General features: G+C 67.3%; 21 protein-coding genes, 1 tRNA gene and 1 riboswitch. Of the genes, 8 read left to right on the top strand and 14 right to left on the bottom strand.

What is annotated here, in order from left to right; genetic code table 11:
• Positions 1-25: 25 nt before the first annotated feature.
• The 8 genes from IAG39_RS19135 to IAG39_RS19100 all read right to left on the bottom strand — a co-directional run bounded on the left by IAG39_RS19135 (position 26) and on the right by IAG39_RS19100 (position 7,902).
• Complete coding sequence (locus tag IAG39_RS19135; RefSeq protein ID WP_118933005.1) at positions 26-1,264, bottom strand: thiolase family protein; 1,239 nt, start codon at positions 1,262-1,264, stop codon at positions 26-28.
• A complete protein-coding gene (locus tag IAG39_RS19130) occupies positions 1,261-1,968 on the bottom strand; it encodes an ABC transporter ATP-binding protein (RefSeq protein ID WP_118933006.1) in 708 nt (235 codons plus the stop codon). Before IAG39_RS19130 ends, IAG39_RS19135 begins: the two co-directional genes overlap by 4 nt.
• Positions 1,965-2,720: an ABC transporter ATP-binding protein gene (locus IAG39_RS19125; protein WP_118933007.1), complete on the bottom strand. Its 756-nt coding sequence runs from the start codon at positions 2,718-2,720 to the stop codon at positions 1,965-1,967. Before IAG39_RS19125 ends, IAG39_RS19130 begins: the two co-directional genes overlap by 4 nt.
• Positions 2,717-3,733: a branched-chain amino acid ABC transporter permease gene (locus IAG39_RS19120; RefSeq protein WP_118933008.1), complete on the bottom strand. Its 1,017-nt coding sequence runs from the start codon at positions 3,731-3,733 to the stop codon at positions 2,717-2,719. The genes IAG39_RS19125 and IAG39_RS19120 overlap by 4 nt, the downstream gene beginning before the upstream one ends.
• Positions 3,730-4,587 carry a branched-chain amino acid ABC transporter permease gene (locus tag IAG39_RS19115; protein ID WP_059374206.1) on the bottom strand — a complete coding sequence of 286 codons (858 nt, stop codon included), beginning with the start codon at positions 4,585-4,587 and terminating at the stop codon, positions 3,730-3,732. The genes IAG39_RS19120 and IAG39_RS19115 overlap by 4 nt, the downstream gene beginning before the upstream one ends.
• A gap of 84 nt (positions 4,588-4,671) precedes the next feature.
• The gene (locus IAG39_RS19110; RefSeq protein ID WP_118933009.1) at positions 4,672-5,853 is read right to left on the bottom strand and encodes an ABC transporter substrate-binding protein; all 1,182 of its coding nucleotides are present in this window, start codon (positions 5,851-5,853) and stop codon (positions 4,672-4,674) included.
• Between the two features lie 173 nt (positions 5,854-6,026).
• The gene (gene hutG, locus IAG39_RS19105) at positions 6,027-6,830 is read right to left on the bottom strand and encodes an N-formylglutamate deformylase (RefSeq protein WP_118933010.1); all 804 of its coding nucleotides are present in this window, start codon (positions 6,828-6,830) and stop codon (positions 6,027-6,029) included.
• Between the two features lie 118 nt (positions 6,831-6,948).
• Complete coding sequence (locus IAG39_RS19100; protein ID WP_165867861.1) at positions 6,949-7,902, bottom strand: LysR family transcriptional regulator; 954 nt, start codon at positions 7,900-7,902, stop codon at positions 6,949-6,951.
• 103 nt (positions 7,903-8,005) lie between these two features.
• Between IAG39_RS19100 and IAG39_RS19095 the strand changes: the two genes are divergently transcribed.
• A complete protein-coding gene (locus tag IAG39_RS19095) occupies positions 8,006-9,271 on the top strand; it encodes an MFS transporter (protein ID WP_118933012.1) in 1,266 nt (421 codons plus the stop codon).
• Here IAG39_RS19095 and IAG39_RS19090 read toward each other — a convergent pair.
• Positions 9,232-9,870, bottom strand: a complete 639-nt coding sequence (locus IAG39_RS19090) for a TetR/AcrR family transcriptional regulator (protein WP_059374210.1) — start codon at positions 9,868-9,870, stop codon at positions 9,232-9,234. The two genes, IAG39_RS19095 and IAG39_RS19090, sit on opposite strands and share 40 nt — an antisense overlap.
• 150 nt (positions 9,871-10,020) lie before the next feature.
• On the opposite strand from IAG39_RS19090, the gene IAG39_RS19085 reads away from it, so the two are divergent.
• Genes IAG39_RS19085 through IAG39_RS19070 form a run of 4 tightly spaced genes read left to right on the top strand, consistent with a single transcriptional unit; the run spans position 10,021 to position 13,844 of the window.
• Positions 10,021-10,704, top strand: a complete 684-nt coding sequence (locus IAG39_RS19085) for a MarC family NAAT transporter (RefSeq protein WP_059374211.1) — start codon at positions 10,021-10,023, stop codon at positions 10,702-10,704.
• The gene (locus IAG39_RS19080) at positions 10,691-11,725 is read left to right on the top strand and encodes a DUF4105 domain-containing protein (RefSeq protein ID WP_118933013.1); all 1,035 of its coding nucleotides are present in this window, start codon (positions 10,691-10,693) and stop codon (positions 11,723-11,725) included. The genes IAG39_RS19085 and IAG39_RS19080 overlap by 14 nt, the downstream gene beginning before the upstream one ends.
• Positions 11,722-13,623, top strand: coding sequence for an esterase/lipase family protein (locus tag IAG39_RS19075; RefSeq protein WP_118933014.1), 1,902 nt, complete (start codon positions 11,722-11,724; stop codon positions 13,621-13,623). The genes IAG39_RS19080 and IAG39_RS19075 overlap by 4 nt, the downstream gene beginning before the upstream one ends.
• Positions 13,623-13,844 (top strand): hypothetical protein, encoded by a 222-nt coding sequence (locus IAG39_RS19070; RefSeq protein WP_124260369.1) that lies wholly within the window; start codon positions 13,623-13,625, stop codon positions 13,842-13,844. Before IAG39_RS19075 ends, IAG39_RS19070 begins: the two co-directional genes overlap by 1 nt.
• Positions 13,845-13,891: 47 nt before the next feature.
• Here IAG39_RS19070 and IAG39_RS19065 read toward each other — a convergent pair whose 3' ends face one another.
• Positions 13,892-15,172, bottom strand: a complete 1,281-nt coding sequence (locus IAG39_RS19065) for an LLM class flavin-dependent oxidoreductase (protein WP_059374215.1) — start codon at positions 15,170-15,172, stop codon at positions 13,892-13,894.
• 174 nt (positions 15,173-15,346) lie between these two features.
• A riboswitch (TPP riboswitch) is annotated at positions 15,347-15,453 on the top strand.
• Between the two features lie 102 nt (positions 15,454-15,555).
• Here IAG39_RS19065 and IAG39_RS19060 point away from each other — a divergent pair.
• Complete coding sequence (locus tag IAG39_RS19060; protein WP_059374216.1) at positions 15,556-17,007, top strand: sodium:solute symporter family protein; 1,452 nt, start codon at positions 15,556-15,558, stop codon at positions 17,005-17,007.
• Between the two features lie 47 nt (positions 17,008-17,054).
• Here the strand turns inward: IAG39_RS19060 and IAG39_RS19055 are convergent, their stop codons facing one another.
• From IAG39_RS19055 to IAG39_RS19045, 3 genes are read right to left on the bottom strand one after another with little or no spacing between them, the layout of a single operon-like run.
• Entirely contained in the window at positions 17,055-18,566 is a 1,512-nt protein-coding gene (locus tag IAG39_RS19055) for an AMP-binding protein (protein ID WP_118933017.1), read from the bottom strand.
• The gene (locus IAG39_RS19050; protein ID WP_059374218.1) at positions 18,563-19,777 is read right to left on the bottom strand and encodes a thiolase family protein; all 1,215 of its coding nucleotides are present in this window, start codon (positions 19,775-19,777) and stop codon (positions 18,563-18,565) included. The genes IAG39_RS19055 and IAG39_RS19050 overlap by 4 nt, the downstream gene beginning before the upstream one ends.
• A 27-nt stretch (positions 19,778-19,804) precedes the next feature.
• Positions 19,805-20,938: an ABC transporter substrate-binding protein gene (locus tag IAG39_RS19045; protein ID WP_118933018.1), complete on the bottom strand. Its 1,134-nt coding sequence runs from the start codon at positions 20,936-20,938 to the stop codon at positions 19,805-19,807.
• A gap of 121 nt (positions 20,939-21,059) precedes the next feature.
• Between IAG39_RS19045 and IAG39_RS19040 the strand changes: the two genes are divergently transcribed.
• Entirely contained in the window at positions 21,060-22,016 is a 957-nt protein-coding gene (locus IAG39_RS19040) for a LysR substrate-binding domain-containing protein (protein ID WP_118933019.1), read from the top strand.
• A gap of 160 nt (positions 22,017-22,176) precedes the next feature.
• Positions 22,177-22,890: an autoinducer binding domain-containing protein gene (locus IAG39_RS19035; RefSeq protein WP_059374221.1), complete on the top strand. Its 714-nt coding sequence runs from the start codon at positions 22,177-22,179 to the stop codon at positions 22,888-22,890.
• A 134-nt stretch (positions 22,891-23,024) separates the two neighbouring features.
• Here IAG39_RS19035 and IAG39_RS19030 read toward each other — a convergent pair.
• Positions 23,025-23,100 (bottom strand) — tRNA-Ala (locus IAG39_RS19030).
• Positions 23,101-23,153 lie beyond the last annotated feature (53 nt).

The raw sequence follows: 23,153 nt of genomic DNA, 5'->3' as shown, positions 1-23,153 counted from the left end.
GTTTCTGGGTTGATGGGGGCGTGGATCAGCGGCCAAGCAGGGTGATGCAGGTCACTGCCTCTTCCACGCCGTTGAAGCCGCCGCCGTTCTCGGCGATAGCGAAGCGCGCGCCTTCGACCTGGCGGGCGCCGGCTTCGCCGCGCAGCTGGATCACCATTTCATGGACCTGCGCCAGCCCGGTCGCGCCGATGGGGTGGCCGCGCGACAGCAGGCCGCCGGATACGTTGATGGGGATGCGGCCGCCCAGGCTGGTGGCGCCGGATTCGGCCATCGGTCCGCCTTCGCCGAAGGCGCAGAAGCCCAGCGCCTCGGTCTGCTGGATCTCGGCAAATGCCGTGGCGTCGTGCACTTCCGCCAGCGACATGTCCTGCGGGCCGACCCCCGCGCGTTCATAGGCTTCGAGCGCGGCCAGGTGGCACAGGTGTTGGTCGTAGCGGTCGGCCGGGCGGTCCGTGGCGGTGCGCAGCACGCTGGCGTACAGGCGCACGGCGCGGGCGCGTTGCAGGCGCTTCAGGCCCTGGGCGTTGCAGACGATGGCGGCGGCCGCGCCGTCGCTGATGGGCGCGCACATGGGCAGGGTCAGCGGCCAGGACACGGGACGGGCGGCCAGGGCCTCGTCTATCGTCATGGGGTACTGGAACTGGGCCAGCGGATTGCGGGTGGAATGCATGTGGTTCTTGGCGGCCACGGCGGCGAGCTGGCGCTGGGTGGTGCCGAAAGTCTTCATGTGCAGCCGCGCCAGGCTGGCGTAGATGTCCATGAATACGCTGCGCTTGCCAGGCTCTTCGAAGCCGGGCGGGGGCGTCACGTCGGGCGCCAGCGCCATCAGGCGCGCCATCTGCGCTTGTGCGTCGTGCACGTCCCAGGCGCCGTCGAACACGGCGAAGCTCTTCGCCTTGTCCTCGGAAAACAGCTTGTCCACGCCCACGGCCAGGCAGATGTCGCCCGCGCCCGAGGCCACGTACAGGTGCGCCGCGTTCAACGCGGTGCTGGAGCTGGCGCAGGCGTTCTCCACGTTGGTGACGGGGATGCCGGCAATGCCCATGGCCTTCAGCGCGACCTGGCCCGCCACCATGTATTGGCCTTCGATGGAACCCTGGCCAGCGGTGGCGAAGTACGCTGCCTGCAGGTCGGCGGCGTCGCAGCCCGCGTCGGCCAACGCCTGCGTCACGGCGTCGCGCACCAGGTCCTTGACGCTTTTGGCAGGCTGCTTGTCGAAGCGGGTGATGCCCACGCCCGCGATGTAGGTGGTGTCGTTGCTCATGCTTGGATGCCCGTGGTGAGGATGGATTCAATGATGTGGCGGTTGGTCTCGACTTCGGCGGCCGATCCGCTCCAGGCGATTTCGCCGTGGTCCAGCACGTACTGGCGGTGCGCCAGGCGGGCGGGGACCTTCAGGTTCTGCTCGACCAGCACAATGCCGGTGCCTTGGCGGTGGACTTCGGCGAACACTTCGATCAGTTCGTTGACAATGCGCGGCGCCAACCCCTCGGTCGGTTCGTCCAGCAGCAGGACGCGCGGATTACCCAGCAGCGCTCGCGCGATCGACAACATCTGCTGTTCGCCGCCGGACAACTGGTCGCCATGGAAGCCTATGCGTTCACCCAGCCGGGGAAAGACCCGCAGCACGCGGTCCTGCGTCCAGTAGCCGGGCTGGTGCGCCAGCGCGCCCATGCGCAGGTTTTCGCGCACGGTCAGGTTGGGGAAGATGCGGCGGGTGTCAGGCACCAGCGCGATGCCGTCGCGGCTGATCTGTTCGACGGCGCGGCGCGTGGCGTCCTGGCCGCCGATCAGCCGGTTGCCGGCCGAAAGGGGCAGCAGCCCGATCAGCGTTTTGAGCACGGTGGACTTGCCGGCGCCATTGCGCCCCACGATGGCGACGATTTCGTCCTGGGTCGCGCGCAAGCCTATGTTCTTGAGCGCCAACGCCTGGCCGTAATGCACGCTGGCATGTTGCAGTTCGATCATGCCGCCACCTCTTCGCCCAGGTAGACGGCGCGCACGGTGGCGTCGTCGCGGATGGCGGCGGGCGGCCCCTCGGCGACCTTGCGGCCGTTGGACAGCACCACGATGTGTTCCGACAGCGTCATGATCACGTCCATGTTGTGTTCGATCAGCAGTACCGTGCGGCCGGCGGCCGCATGGCGGATCAGGCGGTTGGCGGCGGCGATTTCGTGGTGGCCGACGCCGGCCAGCGGTTCGTCCAGCAGCAGGATGCGCGGATCGGGCAGCAGGGTCAGGCCCAGTTCCAGCGCCCGTTGCAAGCCATACGACAAGGTGCCCGCCACGGTGTCGCGCCAGGCCGTCAGGTCGGTCAGCTCCAGCATGGCGTCGATGGTGGACGCCAGGCGGCGGTCGTAGCGTGGCGCCAGCCAGAACGGCAGCAGATGGGAGTGGCTGATCTGCGCGGCGATGCGCAGGTTCTCCAGCACCGTCATTTCAGGAAAGATCTTGGTGATCTGGAAGCTGCGGCCTATGCCGTGCCTGGCGCGCTCATGGGCCCGCAGGCGCGAGATGTCCGCGCCGTGGCACAGGATGCGCCCGCCATGCCCGGGCAGGTTGCCGGACAGCACGTTGAGCAGGGTGGTCTTGCCCGCGCCGTTGGGGCCGATCAGGCCGTAGACGCGGCCGGTTTCGAAGGCGTAGCTGAAGTCCTCGATGGCGCGCAGCGCGCCGAAGGTGACGCTGACCTGTTCGCATTGCAGGGCGATGTCGCTCATGACGGGCTCCCTTCGCGCGGGGCCAGCGGCACGGCGGGCGCGGATGGACTGGCGGGGGCGGACGCCGGGGGGCGCTTGCGGCTCCAGCGTGCCTGCAGCGCGCCCAGCACCCCTTGCGGGAAGTACAGCGTGGCCAGAATGAAGACCAGGCCCAGGATGCCGTACCAATAGGGCGTCCAGCCGCTGAGCCATTCCTTCAGGGCTTCGAACAGCAGCACGCCGGCCACCGGCCCCCACAGCGTGCCGGCGCCGCCCAGCAGGGTCATGATGATGACGTCGCCGGAGGTGGTCCAATGCAGCATCTGCGGATTCATGTACATCAGCACCGCGGCCAGCAGTCCGCCCGCCAGGCCGCCGACGGCGCCGGACACGAGGAAGGTGATCTGCTTCAGGCGCTGCACGTTGTAGCCCAGCTGGGCGGCGCGGATTTCGTTCTGGCGCACGCCCGCGACCGCGCGGCCGAAGGGCGAAGCGCGCAGCATCGCCATCAGCGCCATCACCAGGGCGAACACGGCGGCGACATACCAATAGAAGTTCACGGTATCGAAGAAGTCGATGCCGGCGAGTTCCGGCCGGCCGATGCCGGGCAGGCCGTCCGCGCCGCCGGTCCATTCGCGCAGCTTGCTGTCGGCCAGGATGTACATGAGCTGCGACAGCGCCAGCGTGACCAGCGCAAAGAAGATCCCCGAGACCCGCAGCGCGAATACGCTGAAGATCCAGGCGCAGGCCGCGCCCGCCACGATGGCGAGCGCCAGCCCCGCCTCGAACGGCAGGCCGTAGCGCTGGGTCGCCAGCGCCAGCGCGTAGCCGCCCGCGCCCAGGAAGGCGGCGTGGCCGAAGGACACCATGCCCAGCAGACCGAACACCAGGTCGAAACCCACGGCGAAGATGGACCACACCATGATCAGGATGGTCAGGTTCAACAGAAAGTCGTTTTGCGTGCAGAAGGGCACCGCGATCACCGCGGCGGCCATGCCTGCCGCGATGGCGGCATCTTGGCGGGAAGTCGTCATGCCAGCCTCGCTTGGCGGGAGAACAGTCCTTGCGGACGGGTGAGCAGGGTGGCGATCAGCATGGCGAACGTCAGGATGTCGACCCAGCTGGGCATGAAGGTGTAGCCCACCGCGCGCACCATGCCGATCAGCAGCGACGCCGCGACCACGCCGCGGATGTTGCCCAGCCCGCCCAGGATCACCACGATGAAGCAGTCGATGATGGTGTTGGTGGCCATGCCCAGCTCGATCGGAAACAGCGGCGCGGAGATGGCGCCGGCCAGCCCGGCCAGCGCCGCGCCCACGCCGAACACCGCGCTGCGGATGGTGGCGGCCGGCAGGCCCAGGATGCGCACCATTTCGCCGTCGCTGCTGGCGGCGCGGACCAGCATGCCGAAGGTGCTTTTCTCCAGCACGAAGAACAGCGCGGCGGACACCAGCAGGCCGAAGGCGATGACGAACAGGCGGTAGACCGGGATGGTGCTGCCGGCCAGCTCGACTGTGCCCGCCAGCAGCGCCGGCATCGGCGTTTCCTGGTAGCCCAGGCCCCAGACGAACTTCACGGCCTCGCTGATGACGAGGATGAAGCCGAAGGTCAGGATCAGCTGATAGAAGTGCGGGCGGTTGTACAGCGGCCGCAGGGCCAGCCTTTCCATCGCCACGCCGACGAGGCCGACGCCCACCGTTGCCACGACCAGCCCGGCGATGAAGGAACCGGTGCGCAACTGGATGTCGAAGGCCAGGTAGGCGCCCAGCATGTACAGCGCGCCATGGGCGAAGTTAATGACGCCCAGCATGCCGAAGATAAGCGTAAGGCCGGACGCCAGCAGGAATAGCAGCATTCCCAGGCTCAGGCCGATGATCACGGTGGACATGGCAGAAATCCGTCAGGCGGCGCGCAGGGCGCGCCGGGGGGAGAGCCGGTCCGCGGGGACCGGCGGATGCGTGACGCGGTGGCGTCAGCCCGCGCAGGGTTCGAAAACCTGATCCGGCGGGAACACCTTGACGATGTCCATGACGTAGGCCGGCTGCGGCGGTTTGCCCGTGGCCACCACGCCCCACAAGCCGTTCTGCATGGCCTGGTGGTCGCAGGCGCGCATGGTCTTCTTGCCTTCCACGGAGTTGGCGCGTTCGCTGGCGGCAAACGCCTCGACCCACTTTTCCTTGTCCCAGGTGCCGGTCTTGTCGACCACGTCCAGCCACCAGCTCATGCCGTCGTAGGCTTCGCCTGCGGCGGCCGAGGGGAACTCGTTGTATTTCTTGCGGAAAGCCTCGACGAAGGCCTTGTTGGCGTCGTTCTCGACGGTGAAGTGATATCTCACGCCCGATTGCACGCCGACCGCGGTGGGGCCGACGCCGGCTGCCATGGTCTCGTCGGCGATCACCGGACCGAAGATCTTGCGCGTCTTGCCGAGTTCGATCTGGCCGGCCTGCTTGACCATGGTGACGGCGTCCGAGCCCGTCATGAACAGCGCCACGCCGTCGGCGTTGGAGCGCGCGATCTTGTCGGCGATTGAGGAATAGTCGCGGTTGCCCAGCGGCGGGAAGTCGGCGCCCACGATCTCGATGCCGGCCTTCTCGGCTTCGCGCCGGTACCAGTCCCAGCTGTCGCGCGTGGCCTGGTAGTCGGCCGTCACGCCGTAGATGCGCTTGAGCTTCTGCTCCTTGGAGTAGGCCAGCGCCATGCGCTGCTCCATGCCCAACGTGTTGGAGGTGCGGAAGGTGTAGCGCGAGCCGCCCGGCACCGTGATCTTGTCGTCGGCCGACATGGTGACCAGATGGGGAATCTTGCGCTGCTTGGCGATGTTCATGATGGCCAGCGTGCTGGCCGAGCTGACCGCGCCGAAGATCATCTGCGATCCATCGGAGATCAGGCGGGTGGTTTTCTGTACCGCGGGCTGCGGCTTGGTTTCATCGTCTTCCCAGGTGACCTGGATGGGCTTGCCCAGCACCTTGCCGCCGCGCTGCTCGATGGCGATGGTGACGCCCTTGCGCATGTCTTCGCCAAAGATGCCGTAGGTCCCCGACAGCGAGACCACGCCGCCGATCTTGAACGTGTCGGGATCGGCGGCGCGCGCCCCTGTCGCATACAGGGCGCACAACGCCAGCGCGCCGCAGGCGGCGTGACTCCATGTCTTCATTTTTGTCTCCACGTATTTTTTATTATGGCTCGTAATGTTTTACGTAGCTCAGTTGAAATACTACGTTTTGGACTGTGATGTGAAAAATTGGGGAATACCCGAGCGCCCAGACAAAAAAACCGCCCCGAGGCGGCTAGCGCCTGGGGCGGTTTGGGGTGGAGGCCGGCTTGCGGTCAGCGCTGGCGCGCCTTGGTCTGCTCCAGCGCCGACTGCACCATGCCTTCGACCAGCGGAATGACCTTGTCCGCCAGCTCGGGCCGATAGCCGTAGGGATGCGTTTCGTCCATGTAGGTGGACTGGCACATTTCCAGCTGGATGGCGTGAACGTTGTCGGCGGGCTTGCCGTAGTGGCGTGTGATGTAGCCGCCCTTGAAGCGGCCGTTCACCGCCCAGGTGTAGGCGGTGTTTTCGCGCAGCCGCTCTTCGACTGGCGCCAGGATGTCGGGCGCGCAGGCCGCGCCGTCGGCGGTGCCGATGTTCAGGTCGGGCAGCTTGCCTTCGAACAGGCGCGGCAGCACGCTGGCGATCGAGTGCGCTTCCCACAGCAGCACGGTGCCGTGCTCGGCCTTGATGCGGTCGATTTCCTCGCACAGCTTGGCGTGGTAGGGCTTCCAGTAGGTCTGTAGCCGGTGCTCGCGTTCCGCGTCGGTCAGGACGGCCGCGTTGCGGTAGAGGGCGTCGCCGCGGAAAGTCTGGGTCGGGCACAGACCGGTCTTGGTCTGGCCGGGATACAGGCTTTCATCGTTGGGCGGACGGTTCAGGTCCACCACGTAGCGCGAATAGCGCGCGCCAATGACGGACGCGCCCAGCGTCTCGGCGAACTTGTACAGCGTGTCCAGGTGCCAGTCGGTGTCGCCCGACTGCAGCCCCAGCGGCGTCATCTGCGCGCGCTGCGCGTCGGGGATCATGCTGCCCAGGTGGGGAATGGAGATCAGCAGCGGCGCCGTGCCGCGGCTGAATTGGTAGATATCGCTCAAGTAAAACTCCGGGGGAAATGGCGGGGCGCAGGCAAGGGCATGCCTGGCAGCGTCCCTGGGTATCCGGTATTGCGCCCGGCGGGGCAATGCCGGCAATCATAGTGGATCGGGCGCATGCCTAAGGCCGCGGCGGCGCGGCGTCGCCGGCCCAGGGCGCGCCGCCGCGCCATCTGTCGGCGATGGCGTCGATCAGGACGCGCACCTTGGGCGCCAGATGGCGGCGGTGCGGATAGACCGCGCACACCGGCGCGCCAGGTGGAGCTACGGATTCCAGCACCGGCGCGAGCCGGCCGGCGCGCAAGTCCTCGCCCACCAGGAAGGCGCCCAATTGGACGATGCCTTCGCCCGCCAGCGCGGCGTCGCGCAGCGCTTCGGTGTTGCCCAGCCGCAGGCGTCCAGCGACATGCACGCTGCGTTCCTGGCCGTTGACGGCAAAGCGCCAGGGGACCAGCGCGCCGGCATGGGTATAGGCCAGGGTGTGGTGGCCGGCCAGGTCGTCCGGGCTGGCCGGCACGCCATGGCGGTCCAGGTAGCCGGGGGCGGCGCAGGTGATCAGGCGGTGCGGCGCCAGCACGCGGCGCACCAGCCGGCTGTCGGTTTCGCCGCCGATGCGGATGGCGACGTCCACGCCGTCGCGCACCAGGTCAATGTAGTCGTCGGAAAAGCCGACGTCCGCCTCGACTTCGGGCCAATCGCGCAGGTACTCGCGCAGCAGCGGCATGATGTGCAGCCGCCCCAGCGATACCGGCAGGTCGATGCGCAGCCGGCCGCGCGGCGCCTGCTTGCGGCTGGCCATGGCGTCGGTGGCGTTGTCGACCTCGGACAGGATGCGCTGCGCGTGTTCGTAGAAGACGCGGCCCTCATCGCTGAGGCTGACGCTGCGCGTGCTGCGATGGAGCAGCCGCGCGCCCAGGCCCAGTTCCAGGCGCGCGATGCACTTGCCGACGGCCGAACGCGACAGGCCCAGCTTTTCGGCCGCGGCGGTAAAGCTCTGCGTGTCAGCCACGCGCACGAATGCGAGCAGGTCGCCGATGTGATCCAACCGGGCGGCCGGGTAGGATGAATTGCGCACGATTCGTCCCTTGTGTTTATTGATATTCCTACTTTATCAGCGAAATGGAAACAGTAGACTGCCTAGGGTCGGCCCGGCAAGGGCCTTACTGGAACCCCCGATCATGACCCGCGGCATTTCCCCTGAAGACCACGCCCTCGCTGGCGCTTCGTGTACCGAACCCATGCCCGAGCGCGCCGGCTGGCGCGCGTGGCTGGGCGTGATCGCCGTGGGCCTGGCGACCTTTTGCGTGGTCACGACCGAAATGCTGCCGGTCGGGCTGTTCGTGCCCATCACCGCGGCGCTGGACGTTTCGGTGGGCATGGGCGGCTTCATGCTGTTCGTGCCCGCCATCCTGGCGGCGCTGTTCGCGCCGCTGGTCGTCATCGGCGCAAAGGGGGCGGACCGCCGAGTGATCCTTGGCGGTCTGCTGGCGTTGCTGGTCTGCGCCAACGCGGCCAGCGCCTGGGCGCCCAGCATGCCTTGGTTCCTGGCGGCGCGGGTGCTGGTGGGCTTTTGCATCGGCGGCGTCTGGGCGATCGCCGGCGGACTGGCGGGCCGGCTGGTCGGGCCGGGCTCGGTGGGATTGGCCACGTCCGTCATTTTCGGCGGCGTCGCGGTGGCGTCCGTGCTGGGCGTGCCCCTGGGCGCCTTCATCGGCGAGCTGGCCGGCTGGCGCGCGGCCTTCGGCGCCATGGCGGCGCTGTGCGCGGCCGTGCTGCTGCTGAATCTGCTCAGCCTGCCGCCGTTGCCCGCGGCGCGCACGCTGCGTCCGCGCCAACTGGTGTCGCAATTGGCCAATCCGAGCTTGCGGCGGGGGCTCCTGATCACGCTGTTCCTGGTCGCGGGCCATTTCATGGCCTACACCTTCGTTCGTCCGCTGCTGCAGATCCACGCGGCGTTCGGCCAGAACTGGATCGGACCGCTGCTTTTCGCCTACGGCGCGGCAGGCGTGGCGGGCAACTTCCTGGGCGGGACCGCGGCCGCCAGGCGGCCGGCCGCGACGCTGCTGCTGATCGCGCTCAGCCTGCTGGTGGTCTTGCTGCTGCTGGGCATACTGGGGCAACTGCGCCCGGCCGCCGCGGCCTTGCTCTTGCTGTGGGGCTTGGCCTATGGCGCGGTGTCGGTGTCGCTGCAAACCTGGATGATGAAGGCCGCGCCGGATGCCGTGGAAGCCGCCACCTCGCTGTTCGTCGCGATGTTCAACCTGGGCATCGCGGCAGGTTCGCTGCTGGGCGTGCCCAGCGTGGACGCGCTGGGGCTGCGGACCAATTTGTGGCTGGCCGCGGCCTGCATGCTGTGGCCTGCGTGGATGCTGGCGCGGGCAGGGTGGGGCGAGTGGCGCGGCGGCTACGCGCGAAAGGCGCGCAACAGGGTGTCCACGCCGTAGCGGCAGGTAGCCAGATGCTCTTCGTTCGGGCCTTCGGCGCGGCCGCCGGTCAGCCGCGCGTGCGACGCGATGCCGTCGATCAGGTTGCCCAGCGTACGCGCCGCCTGGCGCGGATCGTCGATGCGCAGTTCTCCGCGATCGCATGCCCGTTTCAGGCATTGTTCCAGGGGCGCATGCAGTTGCACTTCCACCGCCAGCCGCAGGGATTCGGCCAGGTGCGGCAGGCGATGCGATTCCGAAACAATCAGGCGGTAGAGCGCGGCCGATTTGGGTAGCAGGGAGTAGTTCAAGAGGCGTCGCGACAGCTCGTGCAGGGCGGGGCCGACGGGCTGGTCCAGCATGGTGTCCGGGAATACCGTCGCGCGCATGTCGTTCAATTCATGCTCCAGCACCGCGACCAGCAACCCCTCCTTGTTGCCGAACAACTGGTAGGCGGTGGCCGCCGATCCACCGGCCTGCCGCACGATGCTCTGGATGGAGGTTTGCGCGTAGCCGTGCTCCAGCAGTGACTGTGTGGCGGCTTCGAGCAGGCGCTCGCGGCGCGCCTCGCCCCGGCTGGTCAGCGCGCGCGGCGCCGTATCGTCTGGAATCGTGTTCACTTCATTCCCATGGCCGCGTGTCGGTCGCGGACTCTCTAGCGCCACGCGGGTGCCTGGCTAAAAATGTGTAATGTATAGTACATTACGCACTTGACTTCATTCAAGCAGCTGTGACCCGCCGCAACGGCGTCGCCTGCAGCGCTCATCACCATGATCGACGACCTGGTTCAATTGGGAAAACTGGTCAGCCTGGGGCTGGCCTTGATGCTGCCCCTGGCCAACCCCCTGACCTCCATGACATTGCTGCTGTCCCTGGGCCAGCAGATTCCCTATAAAGAGCGAGAACGCCAGGTCACGCAGGCCGCCTTTTACGTGGTTGGCATCATGCTGGTCACCTACTACGCCGGCGCCTGGATCATGCATACCTTCGGCATTTCGATTCCGGGGCTGCGCATCGCGGGCGGACTGATCGTAGCCAGCATCGGCTTCAGCATGGTGTTCCCGTCCGCGCCGTCGACCGCCTCCGAGGCCGACGTGGCTGACGCCCAGGCCAACCGGCAGACACCCAACATCGCCTTCGTGCCGCTGGCGATGCCGGGTACGGCGGGTCCGGGCTCCATCGCCATGATCATCAGCGGCGCGGCAACCCTCGATGCCTCGGTGACGCAGACCTATGCGCCCTGGGTGATGGCGGTGACGCCCATCCTGGTGTTCTCCCTGCTTGGCCTGCTCTTCTGGATTTGCCTGCGGTCGGCGGGCCGCATCGTGGCCGTGATCGGCCAGGGCGGGGTGGAGGCCATCTCCCGCATCATGGGCTTCCTGCTCGTGTGCATGGCGGTGCAGTTCGTGATCAACGGCGTTCTGGAAATCGTGCAACAGCATGGCGGCATCTAATCGGGCCCGGCGCGGCTGCCTGGCGATTGCCGGGCGCGTCATCTTCAGCCTTGTTCTCATTCTGTCCGCGCTGTGGGGCGGCCTGGCCCTGGCCTACCGCTTGCCGGGCGGCGCGGTAGTGCAAGGCGCGGCGGCGCTGGCCTGGGCCGGGCTGTGCCTGTACGCGGCCATCGCGCTGTGGCGCGGGCGCGCGCGGCGCGCCGCCTGGACCTGGCTGGTCGGCATGGCCGCGCTATGCGTCTGGTGGCAGACGCTGGCCCCGTCCAACGACCGCATCTGGGCCGATGACGTGGCGCGCACGCTGCGCGGCAGCGTCTCCGGATCCATCGTCACCTTGGACAGCGTGCGCAATTTCGATTGGCAGGCCGATACCGACACGCGCTACACGGCGCGCTGGGAAAGCCAGCAATACAACCTGAACGAGCTGGTTTCCGTAGACATGGTCCTGTCGTACTGGGGCAGCCCGGCCATCGCCCATACGCTGGTCTCCTTCGGCTTCACCGACGGCCGCCACGTCGTGTTCTCGGTCGAGATCCGCAAGGAGCGCGGCGAACAGTTTTCCGAGGTCGGCGGCTTCTTCAAGCAGTTCGAACTGAGCGTGATCGCAGCGCAGGAGCGCGACATCCTTTACGTGCGAGCCGGGCCGCGCGCCGAACGCGTGTACCTGTATCCCGTCGACATGCCCGTGGCCGCCATGCGTGAACTGTTCCTGTCCTATGTGCGTACCGCCAACGAGCTGGCCGACGAGCCGCGCTTCTATCACACGGTGACGGCCAACTGCACGACGCTGGTCTACAGCATGGTGCGCGCCATCGTGCCGGGCCTGCCGATGGACTACCGCATCCTCCTGTCGGGTTACCTGCCGGAATACCTCTACGAACAAGGGGGGCTGGATACCAGCAAGCCTCTGGCCCAGTTGCGCGAACAAGCCTACCTCGGCAAGCCGGCCTTGCCCGGTCCGGATCCGGTTGCGTTCTCGCGCGCCATCCGCCAACCGCCCGCCGCCGGGGCCGCGCAATGAGCGGAATCTGGACGGCCGGCGCGAAGGGCTGCGCGATCCTGGCCCTGCTGGCGTGCGCCGGCTGCGCAGGCGTCAAGGTATCGTCTGTCAGCACCCAGGATTACATCGCCCAGCGCCGCGGCGACGTGCTCACCACCGGCCAGCTGAGCGCGTCCGCGCGCGAGTCCATGGCCGTGCTGGGCCTGAACGCGCAGGAATGCCGCAAGGACCGCGACGCCTGCACCCATGCGCTTGCCACCATGGATGGACTGGACAGCGAACGGCGCCTCTCCACGCTGTCCGAAGTCTGGCTGATGGAGGCGCTGGCCACGGAAAAACAGCGCCCCGACAGCCAGGCCGGCCAGGACGAGCTGCTGGACGCCTATCTGCAGACGGCGCGGGCCGCCTACGCCTATCTGTTCTTCACGCCGCGCTCGCCCAGCGACCGCGCCTTCGAGGACCGCCAGACGCAGGTGCGCGACTATTACAACTACGCGGTGCAACAGGCCGTCACGCGCCTGTTCGAGCAGCATCGCGGCCGTCCGCCGGAGCCCGGGGCCAGCATGGCGGCGGGGCCCTGGCAGGTGGTGGGCGAGATGTCCGACGTCAAACTGCCCGGCGGCAAGCAGTTTCCGCACGAACTGGTGCCCGCGGCGAACTTGACCTTCCGCGGGCTGCGCAGCATGTACCGGCGCGACGGCTTCGGCGCCGAACTGGTGGCGGTCACGGCGCGCCGCGTGAACGATGCCGACACCTTCAAGACGCCGTACAGCGAAACGCCGTTTCCCGCCGTGACCGTCATCATGGGCTTTCCCGGCGATACGCTGGAACAGGTCATGGCCACGCAAAACGCGACCCTGGCAGCCTACGACCCCTACAAGCGGGACACGGTGGAACTGGCCGGCACGACGGTGCCGCTGGCCGCCAACTTCACCTCCGGCTACGGCTTGTGGCTGGCGCGCTCGGGCTTCGCCACCCAGGCGCTGCGCAACGTGCTGGGCAATGAAGAGGGCATCGACGCGCCGCACGTCTATCTGTTGCAGCCCTACGACCCGGACCGGCGCACGGTCGTCATGCTGCACGGCCTGGCCAGCAGCCCCGAGGCCTGGATCAACGTCGCCAACGAAGTGCTGGGCGACGAAACCCTGCGCCAGAATTACCAGATCTGGCAGGTTTATTACCCGACCAACGCGCCGCTGGCGCTGAACAACCGCGCCATCCGCGACGCGCTGCGCCAGACGATCGGGCATTTCGATCCCATGGGCGCGGCGCAGGCTTCGCGCGACGCCGTCATCATCGGGCACAGCATGGGCGGCGTATTGAGCCGGTTGCTGGTATCCTCCTCCGGCACCGTGCTGTGGGATGCGCTGCGCGACCACGCCAAGCTGGACGATGCCCGCCTGGCCCAGGCGCGCGCCGAATTCGATCCGGTGTTGAGCTTCGAGGCGTTTCCCGGTATTTCACGCGCGGTGTTCATCGCGGCGCCGCACCGGGGCACGCCCTTTGCCGAGAACACTTTGTCGCGTTGGCTGTCCAACCTGATCACGCTGCCCGTGACCGTAGTCAGGCAGTTCGCCAAGCTCAACAGGCTGGCCGACGGCGATGGGCCGGCCCGCGAATCCTCGATCCGGATATCCAATGGCGTGGACAACCTGAGCGAAAAGGACCAATTTGTGAGACTGACCGCGTCCATGCCGATTTCGCCGGCGGTGCGTTACCACAGCATCATCGCGAACAACACGCCCGGCGTCCCGCTGGCGGATTCGGATGACGGCCTGGTCCCGTACCGCAGCGCGCATCTGGACGGGGCCGAATCCGAGAAGATCATCGACTTCTCGCATAGTGTGCAGGAGACGCCGCAGGCGATCCTGGAGCTCAGGCGCATTTTGCGGCTGCAGCTGGAACAGGGGGCGCGCTGATGCACGGGTTATTGTTCGGCCTGCTGGGCGCTGCCGCCGGTATCTTGATCGCGGCGCTGTTGCGCCAGCCGGGCGTGCTGCTCTATGACTGGATCGCGACGCGCGCGGCGGCCAGGCGTCAGGCCGTCCTGCGCAAACGCCAAGCCCTGATCGTCGAGGCGGCGGCGCGCGATGCCGCGAAGGCCAAGCGCGGCCGGCCGCCTGTCACGCAAGCCGGATAACCCTGAGCGGCGCGCCGAGATGGCCCGCCGGGGACGGCCGCGCCGGCCTATCGGGATCCCAGTCCCAGGTGCCCGCGCAGCGTGCTGTGTTGGTACTCGGTGCGGAACAAGCCCCGGCGTTGCAGCACCGGAATCACGTGCTCGACGAAATCATCGATCCCCCCGGGCAGGGAAGGCGGCATCAGATTGAAGCCATCGGCGCCTTCGTTGCGGTACCAATGCTCCATCCGGTCGGCGATCTGTTCGGGCGTGCCCACCATGGTGCAGTGGCCGCCGCCGGCCGCCAGCCGTCCGAGCAACTGGCGCACGGTGGGCTTTTCGGTTTCGATGATGCGCAGGATGGTCGCGTAGCGGCCCTTGGGGCCGGTGAATTCCGCCAGGGGCGGCAGAGCCGGCACGGGCGCGTCCAGCTCCCAGGCGGAGCAGTCCTGCAGCACGAACATGCCCAGCTGGCGCAGCGAAGCGTCGCTGGGCAGCAACACGTCGAGCTCGCGCTGCTTGGCCCGGGCCTCAGCCTCGGTCGAACCCACGTAGGTGACCAGGCCCGGCATGATCGGCACGAAATCCTGGCGTCCCGCGGCCAGCACGCGCCGCTTGATGTCGCGGTAGTAGGCTTGCGCAGCGGGCAGGTCGTAGGCGACTGCGTAGATCGCTTCGGCGCGCCGGGCGGCCAGATCGCGCCCCTGGTCCGAGGCGCCGGCCTGGAACAGCACCGGGCGGCCTTGCGGCGGACGCGGCACCGTCAGGGGGCCATCCACCAGGAAATGCTCGCCGTGATGGCCGATCTTGTGCACGCGCGCGGGCACGCCGTAGTCGCCGGCGCGGTCGATGGCCAGGGCATCCGCGTCCCACGAGTCAAACAGCTTCAAGGCGACGTCGACGAATTCCTCGGCGCGCGCATAGCGCCAGTCATGCCCCGGCATGGACTCGTAGCCATGATTGCGCGCTTCCGCGTCGAACATGGACGTGACTACGTTCCAACCCATCCGACCGCCCGAAATATGGTCCAGCGAGGCCACCATGCGGGCCGCGTGAAAGGGCGTGAAGAAGGTGCTGGAGACCGTGCTGATCAGGCCGATGCGGGAGGTGGCGCGCGCGATCGCGGCCATGGCGGTCAGCGGTTCCAGGTGCCAGCGGGGGCCGTCGCCGATGTTGTCGACCGATTGCCCATCGGCAAAGAAGATGGCGTCCAGCTTGCCGCGTTCGGCGGTGCGCGCCAGTTCTTCGTAATAGGCGATGTCGCCCAGCCGCTCGGCGGCCGAGTCCGGATGGCGCCAGGCGGCGCGGTGATGGCCGCAGCCGAAAATGAACAGGTTCAGATGCAGCATGGCGATCCGGCCCGGACAGGGGCGGTAAAAGGCGCGATAGGCATGGTCAGGCTCTACGATTGCAGCGGCGGACAGGAAAACGGCCGCCGCACGCGGGCGAACTTAGCACAAAAGCCGCTGGCGGGCGTCCGCGCCCGGCGCGTTGACATTGGCGTGCCGCTCTCCTAATCTTGCGGCAATTCCTGGGGGAGCCCTGCAAGGGCTGAGATTCCGCGACATCGCGGTAACCCTTTGAACCTGATCCGGGTAATGCCGGCGAAGGGAAGGACATCGCGCAGTCCGCGCGCCCTCCCTAGACTTTCATTCATCTTGCGGCCTGCGTACCAGCGGGGCCGCCGCGTTGCGCGTCCGGCTGCCCGCCGGCAGCGGGAGGACCGAAACCCATGTTGACCCAATCCACCGCCCTGATGTGGCTGCTGCTGTTTTCGGGCGGCTTTGCCGTGGCCAGCGTGCTGTACACGCGCCGCAAGCGCGGCACGCTGGAGGACTACATCGTCGCCCGCAACAGCCAGGGCGCCTTCGGCACCATCCTGACGCTGATGGCTTCGACCCTGGGCGCGTGGATCCTGTTCTCGCCCGCGCAGGCTGCCACCTGGGGCGGCCTGGCGGCGGTGATCGGCTACGCGCTGGGATCGATGTCGCCGCGCCTGGTCATGATTCCGCTGGGACGGCGCATGCGCGAACTGATTCCCCACGGACACACCCTGACGGAGTTCCTGATGGCGCGCTACGGCCGGCCCATGTACGGCCTGGCGCTGTTCATCATGCTGTTTTATCTCTTCATTGCCCTGTCGGCCGAAGTCACGGCGATCGCCAAGCTGGTCACCATGCTGGCGCCCGTGCCGCTGTGGGCCACCGCCGCCATCGTGATGGGCACCACCTTGCTCTACACCACCTACGGCGGCCTGCGCTCGTCGATCTTCACCGACCAGGTGCAGATGATGGTGATCGTGCCCCTGCTGGTGATTCTGTGCGTGGTCGGCTGGCAGGCCGCGGGCGGCGCCATGCCCACCATCGAAGCGCTGCAGGCCAAGGCGCCGCAGCTGCTGGACCTGACCGATCCGGTGGGCATCAAGGCGGGGCTGACCTTTTTCGTCGCCATCCTGCTGACGGGGATTTTCCACCAGGGCAACTGGCAGCGCATCTATGCCGCCCGCGATGCCCGCTCCATGCGCAACGGCTTCCTGCTGGGCGGCCTGCTGGTCGCGCCCTTCATCTTCCTCATGGGACTGTTCGGCCTGGCCTTCGTCGGCCTGGCGCCCCAGGGCGACAGCTCCATCGCGCTCTTCAGCGTCATCATGCCGCATGCACCGGCGTGGTTCGTGATCGCGTTGATTCCCTTGGGGCTGTCGCTGGTCATGAGCACCGCCGACACGGCGATCAGCGCCGTCTCCAGCATCATCGCGGTCGACATGCGCCGCCTGATGCCCAACGCCAGTTCCATGACCATGAAGCGCCTGGCGCGCTGGCTGGTGCTGTTGATGGCCATCCCGGTCATGATCGTGGCCTCGCAGGGCTACAGCGTGCTGTACCTGTTCCTGCTGGCCGACCTGCTGTGCTCCGCCGCCGCCTTTCCGGTGTTCTATGGATTGTTCAGCCGCAAGCACGACGGCCTCACCGCCACTGTCGCGACCCTCTCCGGCTTGGCGGCGGGCCTGTTCTACTTCCCGGCTCCGGGCGACAAGCCCTCGTTCCTGCTGGAGTCCTTCCTGCTGGCGGCGGTGGTGCCGGTGGTGACGACGGTGCTGATGCGATGCCTGCTGCGCGGCCGCAAGGAGTTCGATTTCTCGACCCTGAGCGCGGCGGTGCGCAGGCTGGATCGGGACCCGGCGTGAGCAGCGGGCCGGCCGCGTGACGCCCCTGCCGGGGCGTCGCGCAGCCTTTATGGCGCGCGCAGCGCCTTCTTGTCCACCTTGTTGGCGCCCGTGTAGGGCAGGGCGTCGAGTATGCAGACGACCGCCGGCACCTTGTAGCGCGCCAGGTTCGACTGGCAGTGCGCGATCAGCCCGGCCTCGTCGATTGCCGCGCCCGGCCGCAGGACGACGAAGGCGCGGATGACCTCGCCGCGATAGCTGTCCGGCCAACCCACCGCGGCGGCTTCGGCCACGTCCGGATGCAGGTACAGCACCTCGTCGATCTCGCGCGGGTAGACGTTGTAGCCACCGGAAATCACCAGATCCTTTTTACGGTCGCGGATGTACAGGAAGCCGTCCTCCGCGAACTCGCCGATATCGCCCGTATAGAGCCAGCCGTCGCGCAGGGTTTCAGCGGTGGCGTCCGGCCTGGCCAGATAGCCTTGCATGATCTGCGGCCCACGCGCGCGGATTTCGCCGCGCTGGCCGGGCGGCAGCACGACCGTGCCTGATTCCAGGTCGACCACCTGCACCTCGGTGCCGGCCACGGGCGTGCCGACCGAACCATGGCGGGCGCCGGCCGGGCCGTTGTAGGTGAGGATGGGGCCCGCTTCAGTCTGGCCGTAGCCCTCGTAGATCGGCGCGCCTACCGCAGCTTCCCAGCGCCGGTGCACTTCTTCGGCCAGCGGGGCGGATCCGGAATAGCAGACGCGCACGCTGGACCAGTCGGTGGCCGCGAAGCGCGGGTGCGACAGCAAGCCGGTGTAGATGGTGGGGCTGCCGGGAAACAACGTAATGCGCTCGCGCTCTACGGTGTCGCAGACGTCGTCGGGCCGGTAACGCGGCAGCACCACCAGCGTGGCCGCGGCGCTGGCGGCCAGGAACAGGCCCATGGCCATGCCGTAGGAATGGAACAGCGGCATGGCGCAAAGCACGCTGTCGGCGCCGTAGCGGGTGGGCAGGGCCAATTCCCGCTGCAGCACATTGGTGGCGATGGCGTCGCGTCCGAGGATCACGCCCTTGGGGTGTCCGGTCGTGCCGCCGGTGTATTGGAGCAAGGCCGGCGCCTGGGCGTCGGCATCGTCCAGCGGCGCATCGTCCAGGCCTGGCTCCGGCTTCAGCCACTCACGGGCCTCGTCTTCGGCGACCAACGGGATGCCCAGCGCCGCGGCCAGCGACGCCGCGACGGCCGCCGATGCCGCGTCCGCAATCAGCAGAGCGGGCTGCGCGTCGCGCAGGATGAACTCCAGTTCGCGCGCGGTATACAGCGGATTGAGCGGCACATGCTGGTTGCCGGAGCACTGCAGCGCCAGCGTCACCACGCAGGCCAGGTCCGAATTGCCCAGCAGCGTTGCGATGCGCGCGCCGCAAGGCGCGTGGACGCGTAGATGGCGGGCCGTCGCCCAGACTTCGGCGGCGTAGCGCCGGTAATCGACGCGACGTGTGCCGCAAACCAGGGCCGTGCGTTCGGGCCAGTCGCGCGCCGCGCGGGCCAGCACGGCGGGAATGCGCAGGACGCCTTCAAGGCTGGATTGGCTCATCGTGCCGCTCCGCCAGCGTCCACGCGCAAGACCACGGCCATCGCGCTGTCGCCGGCCGCGCAGCCCGTGAACAGGCCCAGGCCGCCGCCACGCTCGGCCAGTTCTTCGATGAGCTCGATGACGGACCGAAGGCCGGTCGGGCTTTGGGGATGGCCCCACACCAGCGAGCAGCCATAGTTGTTCATGGCCATGACGTCGAACCCCGTGGCGCGCGCCAGCGCAATGTCCGAGACCACGAAGGGGTTGTGCGTCTTCACCGCATGCAGGTCGGACACGGCCAGGTTGGCGCGTTGCAGCGCGTGGCCGGCGGCTTCGATCGGCGCCTGCGGCATATAGCCCTTTTCGGTGCGCGACTGGCCGAAGCCCAGAATCTCGATGCCGATCTCGGGGCGGCGCGACAACTCACGCGCACGCGCGGCGGTTGCCAGAACCATGCCCGCGTTGCCGTCGGCCGGATGCGTCTGCCCGCCATAGGTGATGGTGCCGCCGGGCAGCACGGGCGCCAGGCGCGCCAGACCCGCTTCTGTGGTGGCATGGATGCCTTCGTCGCCTTCCAGCACCGATGCGATTTTGGCGTAGCGCGGGTCGGGCACCTCGAAGGGCAGCGTCATGTAACGCTGCTGGAACCGGCGGCCGCCGGCGCAGGCCTGCGCGTACTGCTCGTAGCGGCGCAGCGTGACGGCATTCTGTTCGTCCGTGGAGATGCCATGGCGCTCGGCCACGCGCTCGCCGGTCTGCAGCATGGACAGGCCGCTCCAGGGATCGTGCGAAAAATTGTCCAACACCCAGTTTTCATGCGCGCCGGAGCCGCCGGGGCCGGCGGGATCGGGATGGTAGAGCTGCGGGCCGTTGGACACGCGGTCGGCCATGAGGACCAGCGAGGTTTCGGCGTTGCCGAGCATGAGTTCGGCCGCGGCCGCGGCCAGGCCCCGCACCGAGGTGGCGCAAGCCTGCGAGACCACCGGCCCCGCCAGATGGGGCGCGCCCAGCATGCCGGCCACCCAGGGCAGGCCGTAGAACGAGCCCTGCTGCGGCACCGAGCAGCCCAGCACCGCGCTTTGCAGCGCCGCGGGCGAGATGCCGCGGCGCTCCAGTTCACGGCTGGCGGTCCAGGCCGCGAAACGCAGGCTGTGCAGGCGCGACAGGCTGCCCTGCCAGCGCGAGAATGGGGTGCTCCAATACACGCCATAGGGAATGTGTACGCCGGTCATGCGGACTCCTGTTGCAAGAAAGGCGGCTTACGGCAGGAACTGCCAGGCGCCCGAACGGGCCTGCATCAGCACGACGCCGCGCTCGTCCAGACCGTTGTGGTTGGTGGGCGACATCATGTAGATGCCCTGGGTGCCGACGGTGCCCTGCAGGCTTTCCAGGGCGTCGCGCAGCGCCTGGCGGAAGGCGGGGGTGCCGGGCTGGGTGCCCGCGGGAATCTTGGCCACGGCCGCGTCCAGCAACAGATAGGCGTCGTAGGTGTAAGGCGCGAAGGCGTTGCGCGAATCGGCGCCGTAGGCCGATTCATACTGCTGGGCGTAGCGCGTGGCGACCGGCTTGATCGGGCTGTCCGCGGGCAGCTGTTCCACCACTTGCACCGGGCCGCTGGGCACGATGACGCCATCCACGCCCTTGCCGCCCAGCTTCAGGAAATCCTTGTTGATCACGCCATGCGTGTTGTACTGGACGCCCTGATAGCCGCGTTCGCGCAGCGACAGATGGGGCAGGGCGCCCGGCGTGCCCGAGCCGCCGACCAACACCGCGCCGGGGTTGAGAGCGACAATCTTCAGCACCTGCGCCGTGACCGAGTTGTCGGTGCGCGCGTAGCGTTCGTTGCTGAGCACCGTGATGCCGCGCTTGGCGGCCGATTCCTGCAACGCGCGGTAGACGGCGTCGCCCCAGGCGTCCGAGAAGCCGATGTAGGCCACGCTCTTCACGCCGCGCTTGGCCATGTCGGCGGTCAGCGAGTCCACCATCAGGTCTATGCCATGGGCCACCACGAAGATCCATTCGGCGCGGTCGGGGCTGACCATGATGGGCGCCAACGAGAGCTGCGGCGTGCGCGCTTCGCGGGCGACTTCCGTGACCGCCATCGAGGTCGGCACATTGCTCGGGCCGATGATGGCGTCCACCTTGTTCTCGGTGATCAGCTTGCGCGCCGTCCTGACCGCGGACGACGGATCGGTCGCATCGTCCAGCGCGATGTACTCCACCGGTTGGCCGCCCAGCGTCTTGGGCAGTAGCGGCACGGTGCTGCGGTATAGCGACCCCATGGAGGCTCCGGGGCCGGTGCTGCTGGCGATCACGCCGATGCGGATGTCGGCGGACGCGGCGGCGGGCGCCAGGGCGCAGGCCAGCGCCAGCGCGGCAAGACGATGAAACATGGCTATTCCCCTTTTTTGGATATCACCCGGTTAGCGGGATGACCCTAGTATGGGCGTGTTGGCGATAACTGGATAATTGCGATTCCTTATCAATCGATAACCAACTTGCCGGGCGTATTCCATGCCGGACATCCCCCCTTTGCAGCAGCTGCGGTCGCGCCTGCGCATCCGCCACCTGGTCTTGCTGGACGAGCTGGGACGGGTCGGCAATCTGCACCGGGCAGCCGAAGCAATGCACCTCAGCCAGCCCGCGCTGAGCAAGCTGCTGGGCGAGGCCGAAGCGCTGGCCGGTCAGCCCTTGTTCGAGCGTTCGCATCACGGCGTCGCGCCGACCGCGCTGGGTTTGCTGATGATCGACCGCGCCCGCCTGCTGCTGAACGAACTCGACGCGACGCACGCCGAACTCGCCGCCGCTGCCAACGGCGCAAGCGGCAAGGTGAGGGCGGGCATTTTCCCGGTGGTGGCGCATCTGCTCGTGCCCCTTGCGGCGCAACGCCTGCAGGAGACGCATCCGGCGCTGCGCATCGAGCTGTCCGAAGGCCTGGAAAAGCAGTTGTTGCCCGCCTTGCGCGCAGGCGAGCTGGACTGCGTGGTGGGACGGCTCGGGGTGGAGGGGGCGGACGCCGACCTGCAATGCGAGATCCTTTACGACGAGGCCACCGCCGTGGTCTGCGGCCCGGCCCATCCGCTGGCCTCGCGCAGCCGGTTGAGCGGCGCGGCGCTGGACAAATGCCGCTGGGTGCTGCCGTCGCGCAACGCGGCGCTCTACAGCATGGTCGCCGCCGCCGTCTCGGCGCGCGGCGCGGGCTTCCCGCAGGTTGCCATCGAATCCAGCGCCATTCTGACCATCGTCTCGCTATTGCAGCGGACCTCGCTGCTGTCGGCTATTCCGCTGCGTGTGGCTCGTGCTCTGGCGGCCAACGGGCAACTGGCCATCCTGCCGCTGGCCTTGCAGGCGCGGCTGCACCCCGTGGGCATCATGACGCGGCGGGACGTGCGCACTGCGGCTGCGGCATCGTTGTTCCTGGATGCGTTGCGAGACGCCGCGACGACAGTGCGCGTCGACGCAAACGTTTGAATATCGCCTGTCAATAAATAAAAAATGAACAAGTAATTATATTTGTTTAAATTTTGAAATATTTCAGGAGTTTAACTATATTGTGACTGCGGCGTTATTGATTTTCAGCCGTGCGATTTTCAAATGATGGCGATGCAAATGCACGAGGGTGGAATTCGGAATGAAGCCGTGGGCACAAGACCTTTTATTGGCGACTAATAGCGCGACCACTGAGCAAGCCGTTTTCACGGAGGTGGCCACCGCTGCATTGAATCTGGGGTTTTCTTATTGCGGGTATGTGGTGGGGGCGGCCTTGCCGTTTACCAATCCCCAGGTCGTCATGATCAGCAATTATCCAATCTCCTGGCAGGAGCGTTACGCGCAGGCGCGTTACGTGGAGATCGACCCCACCGTAAAGCACTGCGGCCAGTCCGCGATACCCATCGTCTGGTCGGACAGGGTGTTTGCGGGAACGCCTGAGCTTTGGGACGAGGCGCAGGCGGCAGGCCTTTGTGTGGGGTGGTCTCAGTCGAACCTGGACGCTTACGGAACCGGGGGGATGCTGACGCTGGCCAGACAGAAGGAGCAACTCTCCGACGAGGAACTGATTAGCAAGGAATTGCGCATGCGATGGCTGGTGACCGCTGCGCACCTGGCATTGAGCAGGGTCACGCTGCCGCGATTCAAATTGGCGCCGGATACTCCATTGACGCGTCGCGAGACCGAAATTCTAAAATGGGCGGCGGACGGAAAGACCAGCAGCGACGTGTCCGAAATACTGGCGATTGCCGAGTCGACGGTCAGATTTCACACGAAGAACGCCATTTCCAAGCTCGGCGCCCGAAATCGGACTGCAGCCGTGGCGCGCGCCGCGCTGCTCGGACTCTTGCGATAGGTGGGCGGCGCATTGGCGGCCCGCCGATCTCCGCATGCTGCGGGATCGAGATTCCGCAGGCGCCGGAACCCGGCGCATAAAGCAAAACAGGGCACCACATCGCTAAATGTAGTGCCCTGTTTTGGCGGGAATTTTGGTGGAGCGGAGGAGGATCGAACTCCCGACCTTCGCATTGCGAACGCGACGCTCTCCCAGCTGAGCTACCGCCCCAATGAAGCAAGACCAAGACTATACAGGAATGTTCTTGGCCTGCGCAATATGCC

Source organism: Achromobacter xylosoxidans, from assembly GCF_014490035.1.
GTDB classification, from domain to species: Bacteria; Pseudomonadota; Gammaproteobacteria; order Burkholderiales; family Burkholderiaceae_B; genus Achromobacter; species Achromobacter bronchisepticus_A.
This window is presented reverse-complemented; position numbering and strand designations above follow the sequence as displayed.

Excerpts from the sequence above, each read along its gene's own strand:
- IAG39_RS19055 (WP_118933017.1), bottom strand. The coding sequence starts at position 18,566 with ATGAGCCAATCCAGCCTTGAAGGCGTCCTGCGCATTCCCGCCGTGCTG.
- IAG39_RS19040 (WP_118933019.1), top strand. The coding sequence starts at position 21,060 with ATGCCGGACATCCCCCCTTTGCAGCAGCTGCGGTCGCGCCTGCGCATC.
- IAG39_RS19070 (WP_124260369.1), top strand. The coding sequence starts at position 13,623 with ATGCACGGGTTATTGTTCGGCCTGCTGGGCGCTGCCGCCGGTATCTTG.
- IAG39_RS19065 (WP_059374215.1), bottom strand. The coding sequence starts at position 15,172 with ATGCTGCATCTGAACCTGTTCATTTTCGGCTGCGGCCATCACCGCGCC.
- IAG39_RS19115 (WP_059374206.1), bottom strand. The coding sequence starts at position 4,587 with ATGTCCACCGTGATCATCGGCCTGAGCCTGGGAATGCTGCTATTCCTG.
- IAG39_RS19135 (WP_118933005.1), bottom strand. The coding sequence starts at position 1,264 with ATGAGCAACGACACCACCTACATCGCGGGCGTGGGCATCACCCGCTTC.
- IAG39_RS19095 (WP_118933012.1), top strand. The coding sequence starts at position 8,006 with ATGACCCGCGGCATTTCCCCTGAAGACCACGCCCTCGCTGGCGCTTCG.
- IAG39_RS19060 (WP_059374216.1), top strand. The coding sequence starts at position 15,556 with ATGTTGACCCAATCCACCGCCCTGATGTGGCTGCTGCTGTTTTCGGGC.
- IAG39_RS19075 (WP_118933014.1), top strand. The coding sequence starts at position 11,722 with ATGAGCGGAATCTGGACGGCCGGCGCGAAGGGCTGCGCGATCCTGGCC.
- IAG39_RS19125 (WP_118933007.1), bottom strand. The coding sequence starts at position 2,720 with ATGAGCGACATCGCCCTGCAATGCGAACAGGTCAGCGTCACCTTCGGC.
- IAG39_RS19085 (WP_059374211.1), top strand. The coding sequence starts at position 10,021 with ATGATCGACGACCTGGTTCAATTGGGAAAACTGGTCAGCCTGGGGCTG.
- IAG39_RS19110 (WP_118933009.1), bottom strand. The coding sequence starts at position 5,853 with ATGAAGACATGGAGTCACGCCGCCTGCGGCGCGCTGGCGTTGTGCGCC.
- IAG39_RS19120 (WP_118933008.1), bottom strand. The coding sequence starts at position 3,733 with ATGACGACTTCCCGCCAAGATGCCGCCATCGCGGCAGGCATGGCCGCC.
- IAG39_RS19035 (WP_059374221.1), top strand. The coding sequence starts at position 22,177 with ATGAAGCCGTGGGCACAAGACCTTTTATTGGCGACTAATAGCGCGACC.
- IAG39_RS19050 (WP_059374218.1), bottom strand. The coding sequence starts at position 19,777 with ATGACCGGCGTACACATTCCCTATGGCGTGTATTGGAGCACCCCATTC.
- IAG39_RS19045 (WP_118933018.1), bottom strand. The coding sequence starts at position 20,938 with ATGTTTCATCGTCTTGCCGCGCTGGCGCTGGCCTGCGCCCTGGCGCCC.
- IAG39_RS19080 (WP_118933013.1), top strand. The coding sequence starts at position 10,691 with ATGGCGGCATCTAATCGGGCCCGGCGCGGCTGCCTGGCGATTGCCGGG.
- IAG39_RS19130 (WP_118933006.1), bottom strand. The coding sequence starts at position 1,968 with ATGATCGAACTGCAACATGCCAGCGTGCATTACGGCCAGGCGTTGGCG.